Here is a 16,132-nt window from a genome sequence, read left to right as displayed (position 1 = left end):
CTAAAGGAGTGTGAATTCTTTTCTTTCAATCATATCTTTAAGGATTTCAGTAATCTCAACCGCCTTACTCCTGTCGGACTGCCTGAGGACAACAGGTGCACAACTCTCACCGAAGGTTACCGAGCCCATGTCCATGCTGTACACTTCACCCGGACATGTACGGATGCATGTCCCACAGGAAACACACCTTGACTGTATAATTCCACCGCCGGGCATTATCGCCCTTGTCGGGCAGGCAAGGTTTGCGGGGCACTCTCCGCAGAAAAGGCAGTTTAAGGGGTTGACGGACACTTTGAGGTCAGTCCCCTGCCAGATTCTGCCGTAGTCCGATGTCCCGACGTCATCTCTTTTTACGACGTCAACAACAGGAAGAGGTATATCGCAGTCAAGAACTGAGAGGTCTTCAAGGCATTTTTCATCGGTTACCGGTATCGCCGCTGCAATGGTAGTTATGCACTCAGGGCCTTTCGAAGTGACGAAACCGCCCATAAACTCAGGCATCATGTCCTTCATATCAGCATATGCGGAAAGGTTGGGCTTTTTGTCCGAACTCCTCGTACCTTCACCTATGACTCTTCCCTGCGCACCGTCCAGGAGTACCTTTGCACCTGATTTGAGAAACCGCAGAGTTGGATCGTTCTGGACAGGGTTTATTTCCCCGCACCCGCTCACTGTCGCTTCCGAGGCACCTCCTCCAAGAGGAAGGACTGAAAATATAGTATTGAACGGACTTTTACCGCAGTTCAAAAATGCGGAATAGTTTTTAAAGGCGCTTCTGGACGTTATGATGCGTGCAGACATTATGTCATCGGAAAATATTTCGTTCTCGTATACCCTGCCCTCAGACTCGGCGACGACTTTTATCTCCTTTCCTTCGACTATGTCCCTGAAAAGGTTTCCTCCACCGTATTTTTCAGAAGCGTGCGTTGTCCCGAATACAACGATGTCTGCCGTCCCAAGACCTTCGTTCGGGCACGGTCCGGGGAAGCACGGGACACCGTTCAGGCTTATTTTTTCACAGCGGCGGAAAGTTCCGGGCTGCGCCACAGGAACTGTCATGACGGCAAAAGTCCCGGACATGACACCGCACGTCCCGCAGGTGACTATATCAACATCTGAAAGGGAAGGCGCCTTACCCTCACGCACACTCTCCTTGAATTCCCCCGCAGTCATAACGACTGCCTCACCGTTCATTATTTTCTCGTTTATTTCATAAACCGACTTCATATTATCCGTATATCCTCCACCCGGACATGCACTCCGGACTTATCTTCGGCAACAAAGTTTACGACACCCGTATGACCGAGATTCATCATGCAGAACCCTGGAAGAAACCTCTGCCTCCTCCCGAACACGGGTTCTGCCATTACCGTCTGTGCCAGTCCTTCAAAGCCTATGATATGGTATGCCCTGATCTCTTTTACCGCATCAGGGTTCTTTCTTGCTTCAAGGGGACTTATGACGTGCGAAGAAATAAGTCCTGTCAAGATGTCGGCGTCAATTACCCTGAGCACATGCTGAACGGGACATCCGGCACCCTGCGGTCTTCCAAGGACAATATCGCCCTTTTCAATCTTCATCTTTTCCGTGATGCCGGGCCTGAACGGAAGAATAATCTTTCTTGCCGAAGGCTCTCCGGGAAAAGGGTGAATCACGAAATCATACGGCTTTTTCAGGATATCATACCCGGTATAGTCCGCACCTGACGGGAAAACCCCGCTTTGTTCACATCCGTCTTTTTCTCCTGCACTGACTTCAAAAAAAGGGCAGTCGGAATAGTTTTTTTCACCAGATAACACTTTTTCCTCAAAACCGGCACATGTGGGAATTCCGCATGCACCGCAGTCTCTCCCCGTATTCTTCCAGGACCGCGTTTTCTGCATTTTTTAGTCACCCCTGAAGAAAAAATCACACGATGAAAGCTTTCTTATGACACCGAAATGGTTCTCCCAGCCTATCTGCTTCTTCCCGGCGCACACCGTGCATACCCCGAGAGGAGGGTTTCCCCTAAGCGTTACAGAAGAAGGGTCTTTTATATCAGGCTGCTCCTCTATTGCTCTCAAAAGATACCTCATACCCGTCCCGAAGACCGCATTAGTCTCTACTATGTCAAGGTCACCTCTGACCTCCTTTATCTTCTCCCTGAACACCTCCTTTTCAGCCTGGGAGACGAGGTCAACTCTTGTAACCACGGCGATGTCGGAGAGAGCAAGCATTGCAGACATCTTCAGAGGTGAATTCGTGCCTGAAACGGCACTTAAAACGGATATCCCAAGCGACTGGGTGGTATACGGTGAACAGCGGAGGCAAAGCCCGGCACTTTCAACGATAAGAATATCGGATTTGTTCGAGTCTGCCCAGTCTATTGCGTCCTTCATCACGAGAATTCCGACGTGGTCTGGGCAGACGTCACCCGAATATACCTTTCTTGCAGGGATATTGAACTCTTTTTTAAGCTCTTCGTCCTCAAAAGCCCGCACAACGTCGATTTTAAGATAGGAGCACTTCAGACGCGGGTTGAAATGCGAGATTATCTGTCTTGAGACGGCAGTTTTTCCGGCTGAAGGAGGCCCTGCTATAACTATAAGCTTCATGGAAGGGGCACGCTTTTTATAAGCTCCCCGCAGCGTATCCTTTCACGGAGGGCAGACATTGCAGAGTCCATTTTCAATACCTCATAAAGCGCCTCTTTTTCCGAGTCGCCGGGGCAGATAACATCCGAAACGGCACCGTTTTTCATTACAATTCTCCTCTTCGACAAAAGTGAAATCAGAGGGTCGTGGGTCACAAACAAAAACGCTTTTTTATAGAGTTTCAGGCACTCCATCACTTTTTCCTTGAATATCCCGGCGTTTTCCACCTCATCAAGAAGGATTACAGGGGTGTCGGATATCACGACTGCATCTGCTATCATAAGAGACCTGGTCTGGCCCCCGGAAAGAGACGTCATCCTTGACACCGGCCTTATTTCTTCACCTGTGAACTCGTTTGCAAGGGCGATTGTCTTTTCAATTATGTTTTCACCGTCTATTTTTCTGGACCTTGCATGCATCAAAATAAAATCTCTGACCGTTAAGTCGGCAAGGCATTTCGTATTCTGCGTTATCATTGCAACAGGCTTTTTCGAAGGGTCACGGACAAAATCCTCGGGCGGAACGTCCCCGTTTACAAGGACCCTCCTTCCCGTGACCGTGTCGTTCTGCGCAAATATTTCGATATCATTTATGAAGGCGCTTTTACCCGAACCGGTAGGCCCTACAATTGAGATGGTATCTCCGGGGCGTATTTTGATCTCCTTAAAATTTTCATCCGCTCCGGCACGGTTCTTTCCGGGCAGGACGGTAATCTCTTCTATCACGACCTGGTGCATACTTAATAGTAAAGTCCCCTTTTTTATATAATATTTCCTTAAAGGATGCTAACTTTTCCTTATGGGATCAATATTGTAGATATTAATGGCGTATAGTGAAATAATGTCCGGGATGAACAATTGATTTTATGGCAACAATGCAGGCAAAATACCGTTTTTTGGCTGCTTACTGCCCGGCCCCGGTTTTTTCGGGTTAATCCGAACCGTTTAACCGGGAGGTTAGTCAGTATAATCAGGGCGGGTTTAATCATTTATAGCCCATTTTGCCGTAGTATTCCTGTACAGTGCGGTAGTCAGACAAATTACCCTGAAGCCGGAAAGTTTCGGGTCCGTTACCTGACCCGGACACAAAAGAAAAAAACGGAAAATATGGAAAAATGACCCTGACAGCATGCGAATACGGGATAAAAGATGAGGTTGTTAACATGAGAGACGGAACTGTTTGCGGGTATATACTCCCATACATTGAAAAAAGCGAAAAATACAGCAATGCAGACTCCGGGCAAAGCAAAAAGGACGACCTTTTATTACCCGACCGTATGCAGTGCTCATACACATATCGCGATATCACAATTGCCCCTGAAGACGAACTTGCGCTGATGAATGACTACTGCATAAAAGCGGCATCTGAAGGATTAGACACATCAGAGATTATGCAGGCATACATTAACGCCGAAGCGGAATTTGAGGCAGGATCATCCAAAGCATTCTGCGACGTGGCAGACAGGTTTTATGCACTTTACGATGAGATCTGCTGCGGAGAGGGAGGACATCTTTTTGTAAGCGGCGATTATCTTTCGTTTTCTCCCGAAAAAGTGAAGGTAAAACTTTACTGCCCCTACATTTAATTTTTTTACAAAAAGGAAAATTATTAACTCCTTATTTGTACAATAGTTGATAGATAATTTATGTTCTCAAAAAGGATTTTTGAGGCAGGGTTTAAAGCAGCGCTTGAAGAGGAGCTTTCAAGAAAAGGCGTCAGCATAAAAGAGCTTGCAGAACTGGCTGACGTCCCTTCGGCAACCATATATAAGATTACCTCAGGTGAAAGGGACCCGAGATTTTCGACGGTGCAGGCCATAGTCAATGCCCTTGAACCCAGGGAGTCGGGATTTGTTGCGGTAATCGCCGCAAAATTTGTGCTTGAGGAAGTAGAACTGCAGAAATTTGAAAAATGCGGAAAAAACATTAAAATCCGCGGTTATCCTGCATATACCATGGAAGAATGCATTGTATCGGCCGTGCACGCCGAAAAGGACGGTGCACTCGGTATCGTCTGCGCCCCGATTCTTTCATCGATTATAGAGAAAATAGTTGACGTCCCTGTGGCAATAATGAAGCCCGATACCAATACAATCTTCAGCGCACTGAAAACCCTTCAGAACAGAACTGACTAGTAAATGCAAAAAACACCGGAATAATTCCGGGCCTTTTTAATCATTTTTAAAAAAATTATTTTTTTGCCGGGTTCTCATTCATAAGAGCCGGAGGTGTGTAGTTTTTCAGGAGGAGAGAGAGCGTCACGACAGTGACCGAGCTTAAGACCATTGCAGCGCCTGCATACTCGGGCCTGAACACAAAGCCGAAGAAGGGGTACAAGATGCCCGCCGCAAGAGGAATAAGGGCAGCGTTGTACGCAAATGCCCAGAACAGGTTTAACTTTATCCTGCCCATGACCTTCTTTGAAAGCTGTATCGATGCCAGGACATCAAGGAGGTTGTCTCTCATAAGGATTATATCGGCGCTTTCAAGTGCCACGTCGGTCCCGCTCCCGACGGCTATCCCGACGTCTGCTTTGGCAAGAGCGGGAGCGTCGTTTATGCCGTCGCCGACAAAAGCGACTTCACCTGACTTCTCACGAATCCTTCCTACCTCCTCGGACTTGTCCTTCGGAAGGACGTTTGCATAAACGTCCTTTATGCCTGCTTCGTCCGCTATTGAAAACGCCGTTATGGCATTGTCGCCTGTTACCATCGCAACAGAAAGTCCCTCATTCTTTATCCCCTCTATTGCAGAAACGGCGCTTTTTTTAAGCATATCCGATACCGAGATTATGCCTGCGACATTTCTGTTGACCGCTACTATTACAGCAGTTTTTCCGGACTTCTGGTTTTCACCAAGCTCCCTTTCAACTTCATCCGGGATTGTCCCGCCGTTTCCGGTTATGAAATCGGAATTCCCGATTAGAACTTCCTTTCCGTCATAATTCGCGGAAACTCCTCCCCCCGCAAATGACATGAAGTCTTCGGTTTTCACTGGTTTTAATCCGTCTTCACCCGCACGGTTTACGACAGCTTTTGCAATAGGGTGCTCTGAGGACATTTCAGCCCCGGCGGCTATCTCGAGAAGCTCTTTTTCACCCATGCCATATGTTTTTACGGAGGTTACGACCGGTTTTCCTACAGTAAGGGTCCCGGTCTTATCAAAGACGACACATTTCAGTTTTTCAGCAGTCTCAAGGGCTTCACCGTTTTTTATAAGAATTCCGAGCTCTGCACCCCGTCCTATTCCAACGGTGACGGCGGTAGGCGTTGCAAGTCCAAGTGCACACGGGCATGCGACAACTATAACCGATACGAAAACCGTGACCGCATAAAGTGTAGTGCTGTGGAGAAGGAAGTACCAGACAAGAGACGCTACCATTGCTATTGTAAGAATTGTAGGAATGAAGTATGTGACCGCAACGTCGGCAAGCCTCTGTACAGGAGGCTTCTGCCTCTGTGTCTCCTCAACGAGTCTGATTATCTGGAAAAGAACCGTGTCGCGGCCCACCTTTGTTGATCGGAACACAACCGAGCCGCTTGTATTAAGCGTACCCCCCACGACAGCGTCCCCGGCTGCTTTTTTTACCGGAAGAGACTCGCCTGTTATAACGGACTCGTCAATATAGGCTTCTCCTGATATGACGACACCGTCGACGGGGATTCTCCCGCCGGGTTTTACCATAATCTCGTCCCCGGGGACAAGCTCCTCCGCCGAAACCTCTGCAAAACCGTCGTCTTTTTTGACAAATGCAGTCTTTGGCCTTAACTCGATGAGCTTTTTCACGGCGTCGTTCGTCTTTCCCTTGGCGTTGGCCTCAAGGTAGCGGCCGAGGGTCAGAAAGGCGGTAAGCATAACGGAAGTCTCATAGAACATGAAGTCACGGGTCAGAAATATCTCAAAAGTCCCCAGAACTGATGCCACATACGCAACGCCGATTCCAAGTGCGTACATAACGTCCATGTTAAGTGTGAAATTCCTGAGACCTGCAAAAGCCGCCTTAAATATCGGGTAGCCAAGGTATATGAACGCAGGCGTGGTTATGACAAACATGAGATACGATACAGGAAACGGGAGGCTTATCCCCGAAAACATAATCGCAATAAGAAGAATCGAGACTCCGAATCCTATTATTATCCTGTTTACCCGGTCTTTCTGCTCCTTTTCAAAGAGCTCCGCTTCGACGTCTGCTGTGACCTCTTCGTCGGTCCCCAGGTACTCGTAGCCCGCACTTTCTATCGCCTTTTTAAATTCATAAAGTCCGGCTTTTCCGGGAACGTATGTTATGTCTGCGGAGTTGTCAATAAGGTTTATTTCTGCTCCCAGGACCCCTTCGGTCTTTAAAAGAGAGTCCTTTACAGCTCCGGCACACGATGCACAATGCATACCGCCGATTTTGACACGTTTTGTCCCCTTTAAAACCCCGTACCCTGCATCTTCGACAATTTTTTCAATGTCTGATATGCTTGTTTTTTTGGGATCAAACATAATATCCGCATTTTCCGATGAAATATCAACCGAAGCCGATTCGATTCCTTCAGCTTTCTTTAACGCCGACTCCACGTTTGCGGCACACGACGCACAGTGCATGCCGGTAATCTTCAGATCAGTTTTTTTGCTCTTCCCGTTCCCGGTATCTTCATCATTATCCGTTTACAGGCCTCCTTTAAACAGTTCTGTTTAATTTATAGAAGCATAGCTTTCATATTATTTTTGCCATAAACTTTGAAAAAGAATTCATAAATATCTCAAAACAAACGATAAGTCTGTTTTTTCCTTAAACGCTGATTCAAACCGGGCATTACCTCCACACGGGGGTCATGATAAAGATGCTATACGTGACCAGAACCTGGAATAAATCTTCATTCTTATGGCAATTTATCCGTTTGACTTTAGGGGAACACCAATATTCCCCTAAACATGTTAGAGAGACAAAAAACTCATGAATATACAAAAAGATATAAGCTTAAATATAAATACAGGGTATTCTTGCAAATTTCAGGAATAACTTTTCAGAAACCGGCAGTTTACTTTTTAGGTTTTTTCGCTGAAAGCTAATATTTTTCTACTATCATCTGATATAATAAGATTATCTTTCGGGCAGTGCTGCCGGCAAAAATCAGGAGATTTTACAGATGACTCTTCCCTTAAACAGAGAGCTTAGAAAGATAGTCACCCCGGAGTATATCACAGGAGACAATTCGAGGATTTTTGCAGGAAGATATGCCCACAGCTTTTATTCAAAGAGAGTTCTTCTGGCAACAGACGAAAGACTTTTAGATATGGACTGGATGAACGGAATAACAGACAGCCTCTCTGAAGGCGGGGCTGAATATGAATTATTTACAGGCATTTCCGAGAATCCACGGGATTATGACGTAATCAAAGGCGCGGAGGTTTACAGGGCCGAGGAGTGCACGGGAATCGTAGCTGTGGGCGGGGGAAGTATTATGGACTGTTCAAAAGGCATAGGGATAATCTCCGCAAACGGAGGAAAGATCTCGGACTATATAGGAGTTGACAGGGTGAAAAATCCGATGCCTCCTCTTATATGCATACCAACAACAGGAGGAAGCTCTGCCGACGTTTCACAGTACGCTGTAATCACCTGCCCCGAAAAAAGGGAAAAGAACCTTATTATCTCCAAATCCCTCGTCCCGGACGTCTCACTCCTTGACCCCGTCCCTCTTGCAACGCAGCCGGACGAAATTACTGTATATTCGGCCATAGACGCACTGTCGCATGCCATTGAAGCCTATGTCTCAAACGGCTCATCATATATAAGCGACATTCTGGCCCTTGAAGCTGTAAGGATTTTAGGGGAGGTGCTGCCATATGATCCGGCGCAGAGGGAAAATACGGATTTCAGGTTTAAAACTCTCATTGCAAGTCTGTGTGCGGGGATTTCATTTTCAAATGCCGGACTTGGCCTTATACATTCCCTGTCGCATGCTTTCGGCGGAATGTATGACATGCCACACGGGCTTTCAAGTGCCATAGTTATGCCATTTGTGGTACGCTACAATTTCAGTTCAGCTCCCGGCAGGTACAGGAAAATAGCCGAAGCCATTATGCCTGAGAACAAAGGAATCCCTGACGAGAAAATTCCGGACGCACTTATAGAAAAGGTTCTGTCAATGTACGGGGAATATCAAAAATACCCTGACATCAAATCGTTCGGCGCATCATACGGGGATATTCCTGATCTCGTAAAAAGAGCCGTCGTCGATCCCTGCATAGCCACGAACCCAAGACTTCCGCCTTCAGAAGACATCAAAAAACTTATTATAAAAATTTTTGACAGCGTATAAATTTTCCGTCACAGTTTTATTTCCCTGAAAATAATATACAATTACAGCGCCACTTTTCGGACAGTCAGAAAAACATTAGAAACAGCTGCTGGTGGATACAGGGATGACAGAAGATGACAAAATACCATTCAAAGATAGCCTTGAAGAGATCAGGAGAAGAATCATAGGTTTTGGCGAGGACACACTGAAAAAAAGTTATTACCCGATGCTGCAGTATAAAGAGGACGAACTGAAGCGTTTCAGGACCGCTCTTGACAGCACAAGTGACCTGGTATTTATTCTTGATTATCCGTCCTTTAACATTATAGATGCAAACGGACGTGCAGAAAGGGCTCTCGGCTACACAAAAAGCGAATTTCTTAATAAAAATATCGGTCATCTCACAGGTGAGAAAACCGCGAAATATATCTCAAATATGCTTTTGAACTTTAAAAAACAGTCGGGTTTTCTTAATGCCGATATATTCAAAAAAAACGGAGAATGCATAAAAACTGAAATAAACATAAGTCTTGCCGGACTTGGAGAAGACACATTTGCAGCGGCCGTATGCCGTGACCTTACCGAGAGAAAAATTCTTGAAGACGCAGTAAAAGAGTCGGAACTTCAGTACAGGATGACGATAAACAGCCTTAATGACATAATTATCGTTGCTGATGAAAACCTTGACATTGTGATATTCAATGAGGCCTTTGATACTTTTTGCAGAAAAACTGAAACAGGATCAGCGGAAAACGCAAAAAACCTGAAAAATATCAGGAAATACTTTTTTTACGAAGGATATGTTGACCTGGAAAACGCATCTGCATATACAGAATTTTTTGAAATTAATCTAAAATACAAGCACGGGGGTGATGTCGCGATATACAGCGCAAGAAACCTCCCGATATTTGAAAGCGGCAAATTCAGACAGTCCGTATTATATCTCCGCGATATGACAGAATACCATTTGATGGACAAGATAAAAAAGGATGCTTTCATGCAGATAGATAAAAACATGGAGCAGTTCGCTATTTTAAACGATCATATAAGAAACCCGCTGCAGGTAATCCTTGGAATCGTAGACCTTGAATGCCCTGAAGTTGCAGGCAAAATTCTTCCACATATAAAAGAGATAGACAGCATAATAAACAGGCTCGACAACGGGTGGGTCGAATCTGAAAAAGTCAGAAAAATGATAGCAAAGCATTACAAAGTCTCAATAATAGACCGCTCCGATATAGGGGAGGCTGTAAACTACCTGATAAAAAACCCTGAACAAAAGTGCCGTTAAAACAAAAAAACAATTAATTATTAATTTAAGATGTTGTTCAGACTATAAATGCGGCAGCCTCTTTTCCGCTCATTCCTTTCTTTATCCCGAGTTTTTCGGCAGAAGAATTTGCAGCCGCAATTTCTCCAGACAAAAGATCGTTAATGTCCTTTACGGAATTTCCTGCAGGTTTTACCTTCGCCGCCGGGTACCCGAACTTTTCAAGAGCTCCGACATCAAAAGCTCCGCATCCAATCATTCCTTTTTCAGTCTTCATGAATACAAGGCTGACTTTTCCTATGGGAATCACAAAACCTTCTGCTTCCTTTTCGTTGATACAAACTCTGATGCTTTCCATTGTTCTCATAATTTACAGAAAGAATGCATATAACAGGAGCGGATGAAATGAGTTAAACGCTTTAACTCCCACGGAGATTCCTCTCTGTTTTTCTTTACGTATCATCTTCTGTTAACGCCCGTATCGGCAACAGGAACTCTCTGTGCAAGGGAGTCCCCGCATATAACTGATATAGAATCCGGAAACATGCCGTTTAATTTGGGGTCTCCGGTATCTATGAAGAGCTCTTTTGTAACCCTGAGCTTGGCCCCGGTTGCAACGACAAATATACTCCCGACACCCGCCTTTTTTATCACTTCCGGTGAAAACTGCTGGTTCCCGCGCCCGAGGACGAAACCCTGTGCCCCAATAGGGCTCAATATGATAATGACTTTTTCATACTTCAGAAGAAGGGAGAGTATCTCTTTTTCTCCCAGGTCTTTTCCGATTATCTTTTTGTTGTACAACGCGTCAACGCCGAGAATCGTATAATCCCTGATGTTCATCGAGTCAAGAAAAGCTTTTGCTGTCGAGCCTGCCCCGACAAGGTAAAGTATGTCGTCTCCCACGATTTCCGCAAGAAAATCCCCTATTTCTTTGCGGTTTCTCTCGTCGCTTCCTGAAGAGACCCACTTTCCGCCCTGTCTTTTATGGGGAATAAAGGGGACCTTTGCGATACCGTAAATTTCTGACCTGAGGTTCCCCTTCCTGTATTCCTCCTCGTCTATATCCATTATTTCGGTATCGGTTACCGGTATGTCCGGAAAAGCCCGGACTATCTCTGCACCCGCCTGCGGGGTAACCGCAAATACTCCTGAAAACATCTTGACCCCGGACGGTATGCCAAGCACGGGAACTTTTGTCCCTACGGCGGATACAACGTCCCTTGCTGTCCCGTCTCCGCCGCAAAAAACGATTAAGGAGACGTTTTCAGAAAGCATCTTTCTGCATGCATCCTTTGTATCATCAGCACATGAAGGGTACAGGGGGTCTGATATTACCTTATAGCCTGTAATTCCGGAAGCCTTCAGCGAGTCCTCACCCATCTCACCTGCCGGCACAAAAAACTGCGTATCAGCCGTATTTTCTTCCAAAAAAGACACCAGAAAAGAGAAGGCTTTTTTCCCGGAAACCCTCTCTGCACCAAGTTTTTCTGCAAGAGAGGCTTTTCCGTCAGTCCCCTTCAGTGCCACTCTGCCGCCCATCCCGGATACGGGATTTAAAAGGAATCCGATTTTTTTCATAACTTTTTTTAATATACCTTTATTTTACCACTATTTCACGCCCGCACCTGCGGGAGTTTTTTCAGGGACGCTTTGATAAGGTCTGCGGGATATTCGTAGTCAGGCAGGTTTCCTTCGAAATATGCCTCGTATGCAGTCATATCAAAGTTCGCATGCCCGCTCAGGTTGAACACAATCGTTTTGGACTCATCCTTTTTCCTGCACTCCTCTGCAACGTCAAAGACAGCCTTTATTGCATGTGCCGACTCAGGTGCAGGTATTATCCCTTCAGCACCTGCAAATGCAACGCCCGCCTTAAAGACCTCGTTCTGGTGATATGCAACCGCATCTACCAGCCCGTCGGCATGCAGCCTTGAAACAAGCGGCGACATCCCGTGATACCTCAACCCTCCTGAATGAATTGAAGGAGGTATGAAGTCATGACCAAGGGTGTACATCTGCATAATTGGGGTAAGACCTGCGACATCGCCGTAGTCATACGCATAAAGCCCTTTTGTAAGCGACGGACACGCGGTCGGCTCTGTTGCAATAACCCTAAGATCAGGGTTTTTCCCATCTATTTTGTCCTTTATGAACGGGAAAGCAATTCCCGCAAAGTTGGAGCCCCCGCCTGCGCAGCCTATAACGACGTCGGCAGTCTTATCATCGTATTCAAGCTGTTTTTTGGTTTCAAGACCTATGATGCTCTGGTGTATGCACACGTGGTTAAGCACCGAACCCAGGGCATAATTGGTGTTCTCGTGCGTGACCGCGTCCTCTACAGCTTCCGATATTGCAATCCCGAGACTTCCTGAGGTGTCAGGTTCACGCTCAAGGATTGCCCTGCCGGACTTTGTCAGGCTGGTCGGACTCGGGTAGCACTTCGCACCCCATGTATGCATCATCATCTTGCGGTAGGGCTTCTGCTCATAGCTCCCCCTCACCATGTAGACCGTACATTCCATTCCAAAGTGCTTCGTCGCAAAGGCAAGGGACGAACCCCACTGGCCTGCACCGGTCTCGGTTGAAAGCCTTTCTATTCCGTCCTTTTTATTATAGTAAGCCTGTGCAACGGCCGTATTGAGCTTATGCGACCCGGCAGGACTTACGCCTTCGTATTTGTAGTATATTTTTGCAGGCGTCTTTAATAGTTTTTCAAGCCTTTCCGCGTGATAAAGGGGAGAAGGCCTCCACAGTGTGTAGATATCCCTGACCTCTCCGGGGATATCGATGTAGCGTTTTGTGCTGACCTCCTGCTTTATCAGCTCTTTTGCAAATATCGGTGCAAGGTCTTCAGGTTTTACGGGCTCCTTTGTAATCGGGTTATAGGAAGGGCCCAGGGGATTGGGCATATCCGCCTGGATGTTGTACCATTTATCGGGTATCTCGTTTTCATCCAGGATTATCTTTGTTGGCATAGAATATCTGTTTATCTTTGTATATATTTATACATTGTTGTCTATTTAATTTGCTGCAGTCACAGTTTCCAGAAGAGATAACATCAGCCTGAACCAAAATAATACAGCAGAGTTATGCCCGAAGTTTCGTCTGTTTCAGAGCTGCACGAGTACCTGAAAAGCTGTAAAGACCCTGATTTCCACGGATCGGAGGAATGCGGTTGTGTGCTTAAAACCGTAGTGTCGGAATCAAAAGGCATAAAGTCTTTTACAAACAGCTTCTGGACAAAAAAACAAAGACAGGCTTCATCGATTCATGAAATATCATACAGGGCGTGTTTTAAGCCCCAGTTACCGCGTTTTTTTATTGAGCTTCTAACGGACGAAAACGATATCGTGTACGACCCTTTCACCGGCAGGGGCACAACAGCAATCGAGGCGGGCCTACTCGGAAGAGAAGTGGTTTCAAACGACATAAATCCTTTAAGCGGAATACTGTGCAGACCCAGGCTTCTTGTCCCGGAATACGGTGACATTGAAAGAAGACTTTCCTGCATAGAAAGCGAAAGGGCTGACATAAAAACACACACGCTTTCAATGTTCTATCACCCTGACACCGAGGCTGAGATTGTGTCGCTCAGGAATTACCTCGAAAGAAGAAGAGCATCCGGAACAGAAGATATCTGCGACAAATGGATAAGAATGGTCGCAACAAACCGCCTTACAGGGCATTCACCCGGATTTTTTTCGGTCTACACTCTCCCTCCCAACCAGGCCGTATCAAAGGAGAGGCAGGTAAAAATCAATGCACAGAGAAAGCAGACGCCTGAATACAGGAATACCACAGAGCTCATCCTGAAAAAAACAAGAAGGCTTCTGAAAAACGTAAACGAAAATGAACTGAAAAAACTGAGAAAAAGTGGCGAAAACGCCGTTTTTCTTACGAATAATGCAACAAAAACGTCTGGAATTCCTGATTCTTCAGTATCCCTTACTGTGACGTCTCCTCCTTTTCTTGATATAGTACGCTATGATAATGACAACTGGCTTAGGTGCTGGTTCAACTCGCTTGACGCAGAGGAGATCAGAAAAAGCATAACCATGTCACCGACCCTTAAAGGGTGGTGCAAAGTCATGGGAGAAGTATTCAATGAACTTTACAGGATTACAAAACCAGGCGGCTGGGTTGCGTTTGAAGTGGGAGAAATAAGAAAAGGAAGCTTAAACCTTGACGAACATGTTTTTCCCCTGGGGATAAACGCAGGTTTTGAATGCGCAGGCACTCTTATCAATGAACAGAATTTTACAAAGACTTCCAATATCTGGGGGATTTCAAACAAAAAACGCGGGACAAACACAAACAGGGTTGTAATATTTCAGAAGAACTGATTGTGAACTAAAGGAAAAAGGCCGGGAATATCAGGACTTTGCAGATCTGACTTTTGAAGCTGAGCTGAAATTAAAAAAAAGAGGCTGTCAAAAAGACATTTCATGTGACAGCAGAACTACGCCGGATGCAAATGAAAATAATACGTACAGATAATGTCTGGATAATAAAGGACAATAACTTTCTTTTACTTTTTTTCTCTGTTTTAATGGGTATTCAGGTGCATCTTTTTACCTGAATGATATCTTTGAATTAAACCATTGAAAGTCTAAGGTAAACCAACCGGGTCTTCATGATGGTATACATATTTATACAAGTATCTCTATTTTACCTCATTACACAAAGAGGTGTCAGAAATGAATACCGAAGAACTGTTTGAAAAATCACTCGATGAAGTAAATAAACTCGTAAAAGCCGGCTCCACACTTGGAGAGCCTGTTGAGATAGGAGATCACGTAATAATACCCGTCGCATCGGCAGGATTCGGATTTGGGGCAGGATTTGGGAGCAAAAAAGAGAACGGGGACTGCGGCGGAACAGGGGGAGGCGGCGGAGTCTCTGCTGTCGCAGTCGTAATAATAGACAAAAAAGGACACGGCCCGGACGCAGTAAAAGTTGTCCCCGTAAGAAAGCCCGGACCTGTAAGTGAGGCAATATCTGCAATAGGAAGCGACCTCCTCCCAAAAGTCGCGAAAGTCATAAAAGCAAAAGAAGAACCAAAGGAAGCAAAAAAAGAGGAAAAGAAAGAATAAGACAAGATTGAGATGGACATTCTCAGCATAATATTTTTTGCGGTCTCTGCCGTATTCTTAATTGTCCTGCTTCACATTTTTGCAATACCGGTAAAAATATCCGCAGGGACAAAACCTTGTGCCGGAAACTACGCGGAATTTCATGTTATATGGGGCTTTCTGAGAATAAAGGCCGACATTACAAAAGACAAAATTCTTAAGGTGTGGTTCTGCGGCCTGAAAATTACGGAAAAAGACCTGCTTAATAAAGACGAAAAAAAGAAGGAAAATGCAGGGTTATCTTTGGATATGCTTTTGCCGTTAAAGGACGCAAAAAACGATTTTTTAAAGATTATATATGCATTTGAAATAGAAAAACTGTACCTGAAACTAAAATTCGGCCTTGGTGACGCAGCTGAAACGGCAGTCATGTACGGCTATATAATGGCAATTAAGGGAATCCTGACTCCTGAAGAAAGAGTCTGCATAGAAGCCTTTCCGGACTTTGAAGAATCCGGGTTTGAACCTGAATTCAGGTGCGATATAATTGCGAAAAAGCCATACAAGTTATTTTCACCTGCAATAGCAGTATACAGAAAAGTTTTGGCAGCCAAAAAATGTTCAAAGATTAAAGGAGGAACCGTAAATGCTGCATAAATCAGGGATAATGGCAGGAAAAGAAAGGTCGGCAGGAAATTTCACGGTTATTCCTATAGTCAGTACGGATGCCGTAATGGCAGGAAAATGCGGATTTTTTAGTACAGACCCGCAGGGCCTTATAATAATTTCAGGTGAAAATTACTACAAGTTCTCTTTTAAAAAAGATGATTCATGGATTGAAGAGTTCCTTAAAACTCTTTAAAAC

The 16,132-nt window shown here is 45.3% G+C and carries 16 protein-coding genes; 8 read left to right on the top strand and 8 right to left on the bottom strand.

Annotation, left to right across the window (positions count from 1 at the left end):
- Genes J2128_RS07405 through J2128_RS07390 form a run of 4 tightly spaced genes read right to left on the bottom strand, consistent with a single transcriptional unit; the run spans position 1 to position 3,370 of the window.
- Positions 1-1,227 carry a methanogenesis marker 16 metalloprotein gene (locus J2128_RS07405; RefSeq protein ID WP_209690501.1) on the bottom strand — a complete coding sequence of 409 codons (1,227 nt, stop codon included), beginning with the start codon at positions 1,225-1,227 and terminating at the stop codon, positions 1-3.
- Positions 1,224-1,883, bottom strand: coding sequence for a (Fe-S)-binding protein (locus J2128_RS07400; RefSeq protein ID WP_209690500.1), 660 nt, complete (start codon positions 1,881-1,883; stop codon positions 1,224-1,226). The genes J2128_RS07405 and J2128_RS07400 overlap by 4 nt, the downstream gene beginning before the upstream one ends.
- Before the next feature lie 3 nt (positions 1,884-1,886).
- The gene (locus tag J2128_RS07395; RefSeq protein WP_209690499.1) at positions 1,887-2,594 is read right to left on the bottom strand and encodes a GTP-binding protein; all 708 of its coding nucleotides are present in this window, start codon (positions 2,592-2,594) and stop codon (positions 1,887-1,889) included.
- On the bottom strand, positions 2,591-3,370 hold the full coding sequence (locus J2128_RS07390; protein ID WP_209690498.1) for an ATP-binding cassette domain-containing protein: 780 nt from the start codon (positions 3,368-3,370) through the stop codon (positions 2,591-2,593). Before J2128_RS07390 ends, J2128_RS07395 begins: the two co-directional genes overlap by 4 nt.
- Before the next feature lie 377 nt (positions 3,371-3,747).
- Here J2128_RS07390 and J2128_RS07385 point away from each other — a divergent pair, with 377 nt between their 5' ends.
- Positions 3,748-4,218, top strand: coding sequence for a hypothetical protein (locus J2128_RS07385; RefSeq protein ID WP_209690497.1), 471 nt, complete (start codon positions 3,748-3,750; stop codon positions 4,216-4,218).
- 60 nt (positions 4,219-4,278) lie between these two features.
- Positions 4,279-4,767, top strand: a complete 489-nt coding sequence (locus J2128_RS07380) for a helix-turn-helix domain-containing protein (protein WP_209690496.1) — start codon at positions 4,279-4,281, stop codon at positions 4,765-4,767.
- Positions 4,768-4,822: 55 nt separating this feature from the next.
- Here the strand turns inward: J2128_RS07380 and J2128_RS07375 are convergent, their stop codons facing one another.
- On the bottom strand, positions 4,823-7,237 hold the full coding sequence (locus J2128_RS07375) for a heavy metal translocating P-type ATPase (RefSeq protein ID WP_348632388.1): 2,415 nt from the start codon (positions 7,235-7,237) through the stop codon (positions 4,823-4,825).
- A gap of 530 nt (positions 7,238-7,767) precedes the next feature.
- Here J2128_RS07375 and J2128_RS07370 point away from each other — a divergent pair.
- Both J2128_RS07370 and J2128_RS07365 read left to right on the top strand, forming a co-directional pair.
- Positions 7,768-8,943, top strand: coding sequence for an iron-containing alcohol dehydrogenase (locus tag J2128_RS07370; RefSeq protein ID WP_209690494.1), 1,176 nt, complete (start codon positions 7,768-7,770; stop codon positions 8,941-8,943).
- Between the two features lie 103 nt (positions 8,944-9,046).
- On the top strand, positions 9,047-10,213 hold the full coding sequence (locus tag J2128_RS07365; protein ID WP_209690493.1) for a PAS domain-containing protein: 1,167 nt from the start codon (positions 9,047-9,049) through the stop codon (positions 10,211-10,213).
- A 37-nt stretch (positions 10,214-10,250) separates the two neighbouring features.
- Here J2128_RS07365 and J2128_RS07360 read toward each other — a convergent pair whose 3' ends face one another.
- From J2128_RS07360 to J2128_RS07350, 3 genes are all read right to left on the bottom strand, one after another.
- Positions 10,251-10,559, bottom strand: a complete 309-nt coding sequence (locus tag J2128_RS07360) for a YunC family protein (RefSeq protein WP_245323465.1) — start codon at positions 10,557-10,559, stop codon at positions 10,251-10,253.
- Between the two features lie 92 nt (positions 10,560-10,651).
- Positions 10,652-11,773 carry an ATP-NAD kinase family protein gene (locus J2128_RS07355; RefSeq protein ID WP_209690492.1) on the bottom strand — a complete coding sequence of 374 codons (1,122 nt, stop codon included), beginning with the start codon at positions 11,771-11,773 and terminating at the stop codon, positions 10,652-10,654.
- 35 nt (positions 11,774-11,808) lie between these two features.
- Positions 11,809-13,170, bottom strand: a complete 1,362-nt coding sequence (locus J2128_RS07350) for a TrpB-like pyridoxal phosphate-dependent enzyme (RefSeq protein ID WP_209690491.1) — start codon at positions 13,168-13,170, stop codon at positions 11,809-11,811.
- A 114-nt stretch (positions 13,171-13,284) separates the two neighbouring features.
- Here J2128_RS07350 and J2128_RS07345 point away from each other — a divergent pair, with 114 nt between their 5' ends.
- The 4 genes from J2128_RS07345 (at position 13,285) to J2128_RS07330 (ending at position 16,129) form a co-directional block, all read left to right on the top strand.
- Positions 13,285-14,538: a DNA methyltransferase gene (locus J2128_RS07345; RefSeq protein WP_209690490.1), complete on the top strand. Its 1,254-nt coding sequence runs from the start codon at positions 13,285-13,287 to the stop codon at positions 14,536-14,538.
- 354 nt (positions 14,539-14,892) lie between these two features.
- The gene (locus tag J2128_RS07340; protein WP_209690489.1) at positions 14,893-15,288 is read left to right on the top strand and encodes a spore germination protein GerW family protein; all 396 of its coding nucleotides are present in this window, start codon (positions 14,893-14,895) and stop codon (positions 15,286-15,288) included.
- Between the two features lie 12 nt (positions 15,289-15,300).
- Positions 15,301-15,924 (top strand): DUF2953 domain-containing protein, encoded by a 624-nt coding sequence (locus J2128_RS07335; protein ID WP_209690488.1) that lies wholly within the window; start codon positions 15,301-15,303, stop codon positions 15,922-15,924.
- The gene (locus tag J2128_RS07330; protein WP_209690487.1) at positions 15,914-16,129 is read left to right on the top strand and encodes a hypothetical protein; all 216 of its coding nucleotides are present in this window, start codon (positions 15,914-15,916) and stop codon (positions 16,127-16,129) included. Before J2128_RS07335 ends, J2128_RS07330 begins: the two co-directional genes overlap by 11 nt.
- Positions 16,130-16,132 lie beyond the last annotated feature (3 nt).

Origin of the sequence: Methanomicrobium sp. W14 (assembly GCF_017875315.1) — an archaeon.
Classification (GTDB): Archaea; Halobacteriota; Methanomicrobia; order Methanomicrobiales; family Methanomicrobiaceae; genus Methanomicrobium.
This window is presented reverse-complemented; position numbering and strand designations above follow the sequence as displayed.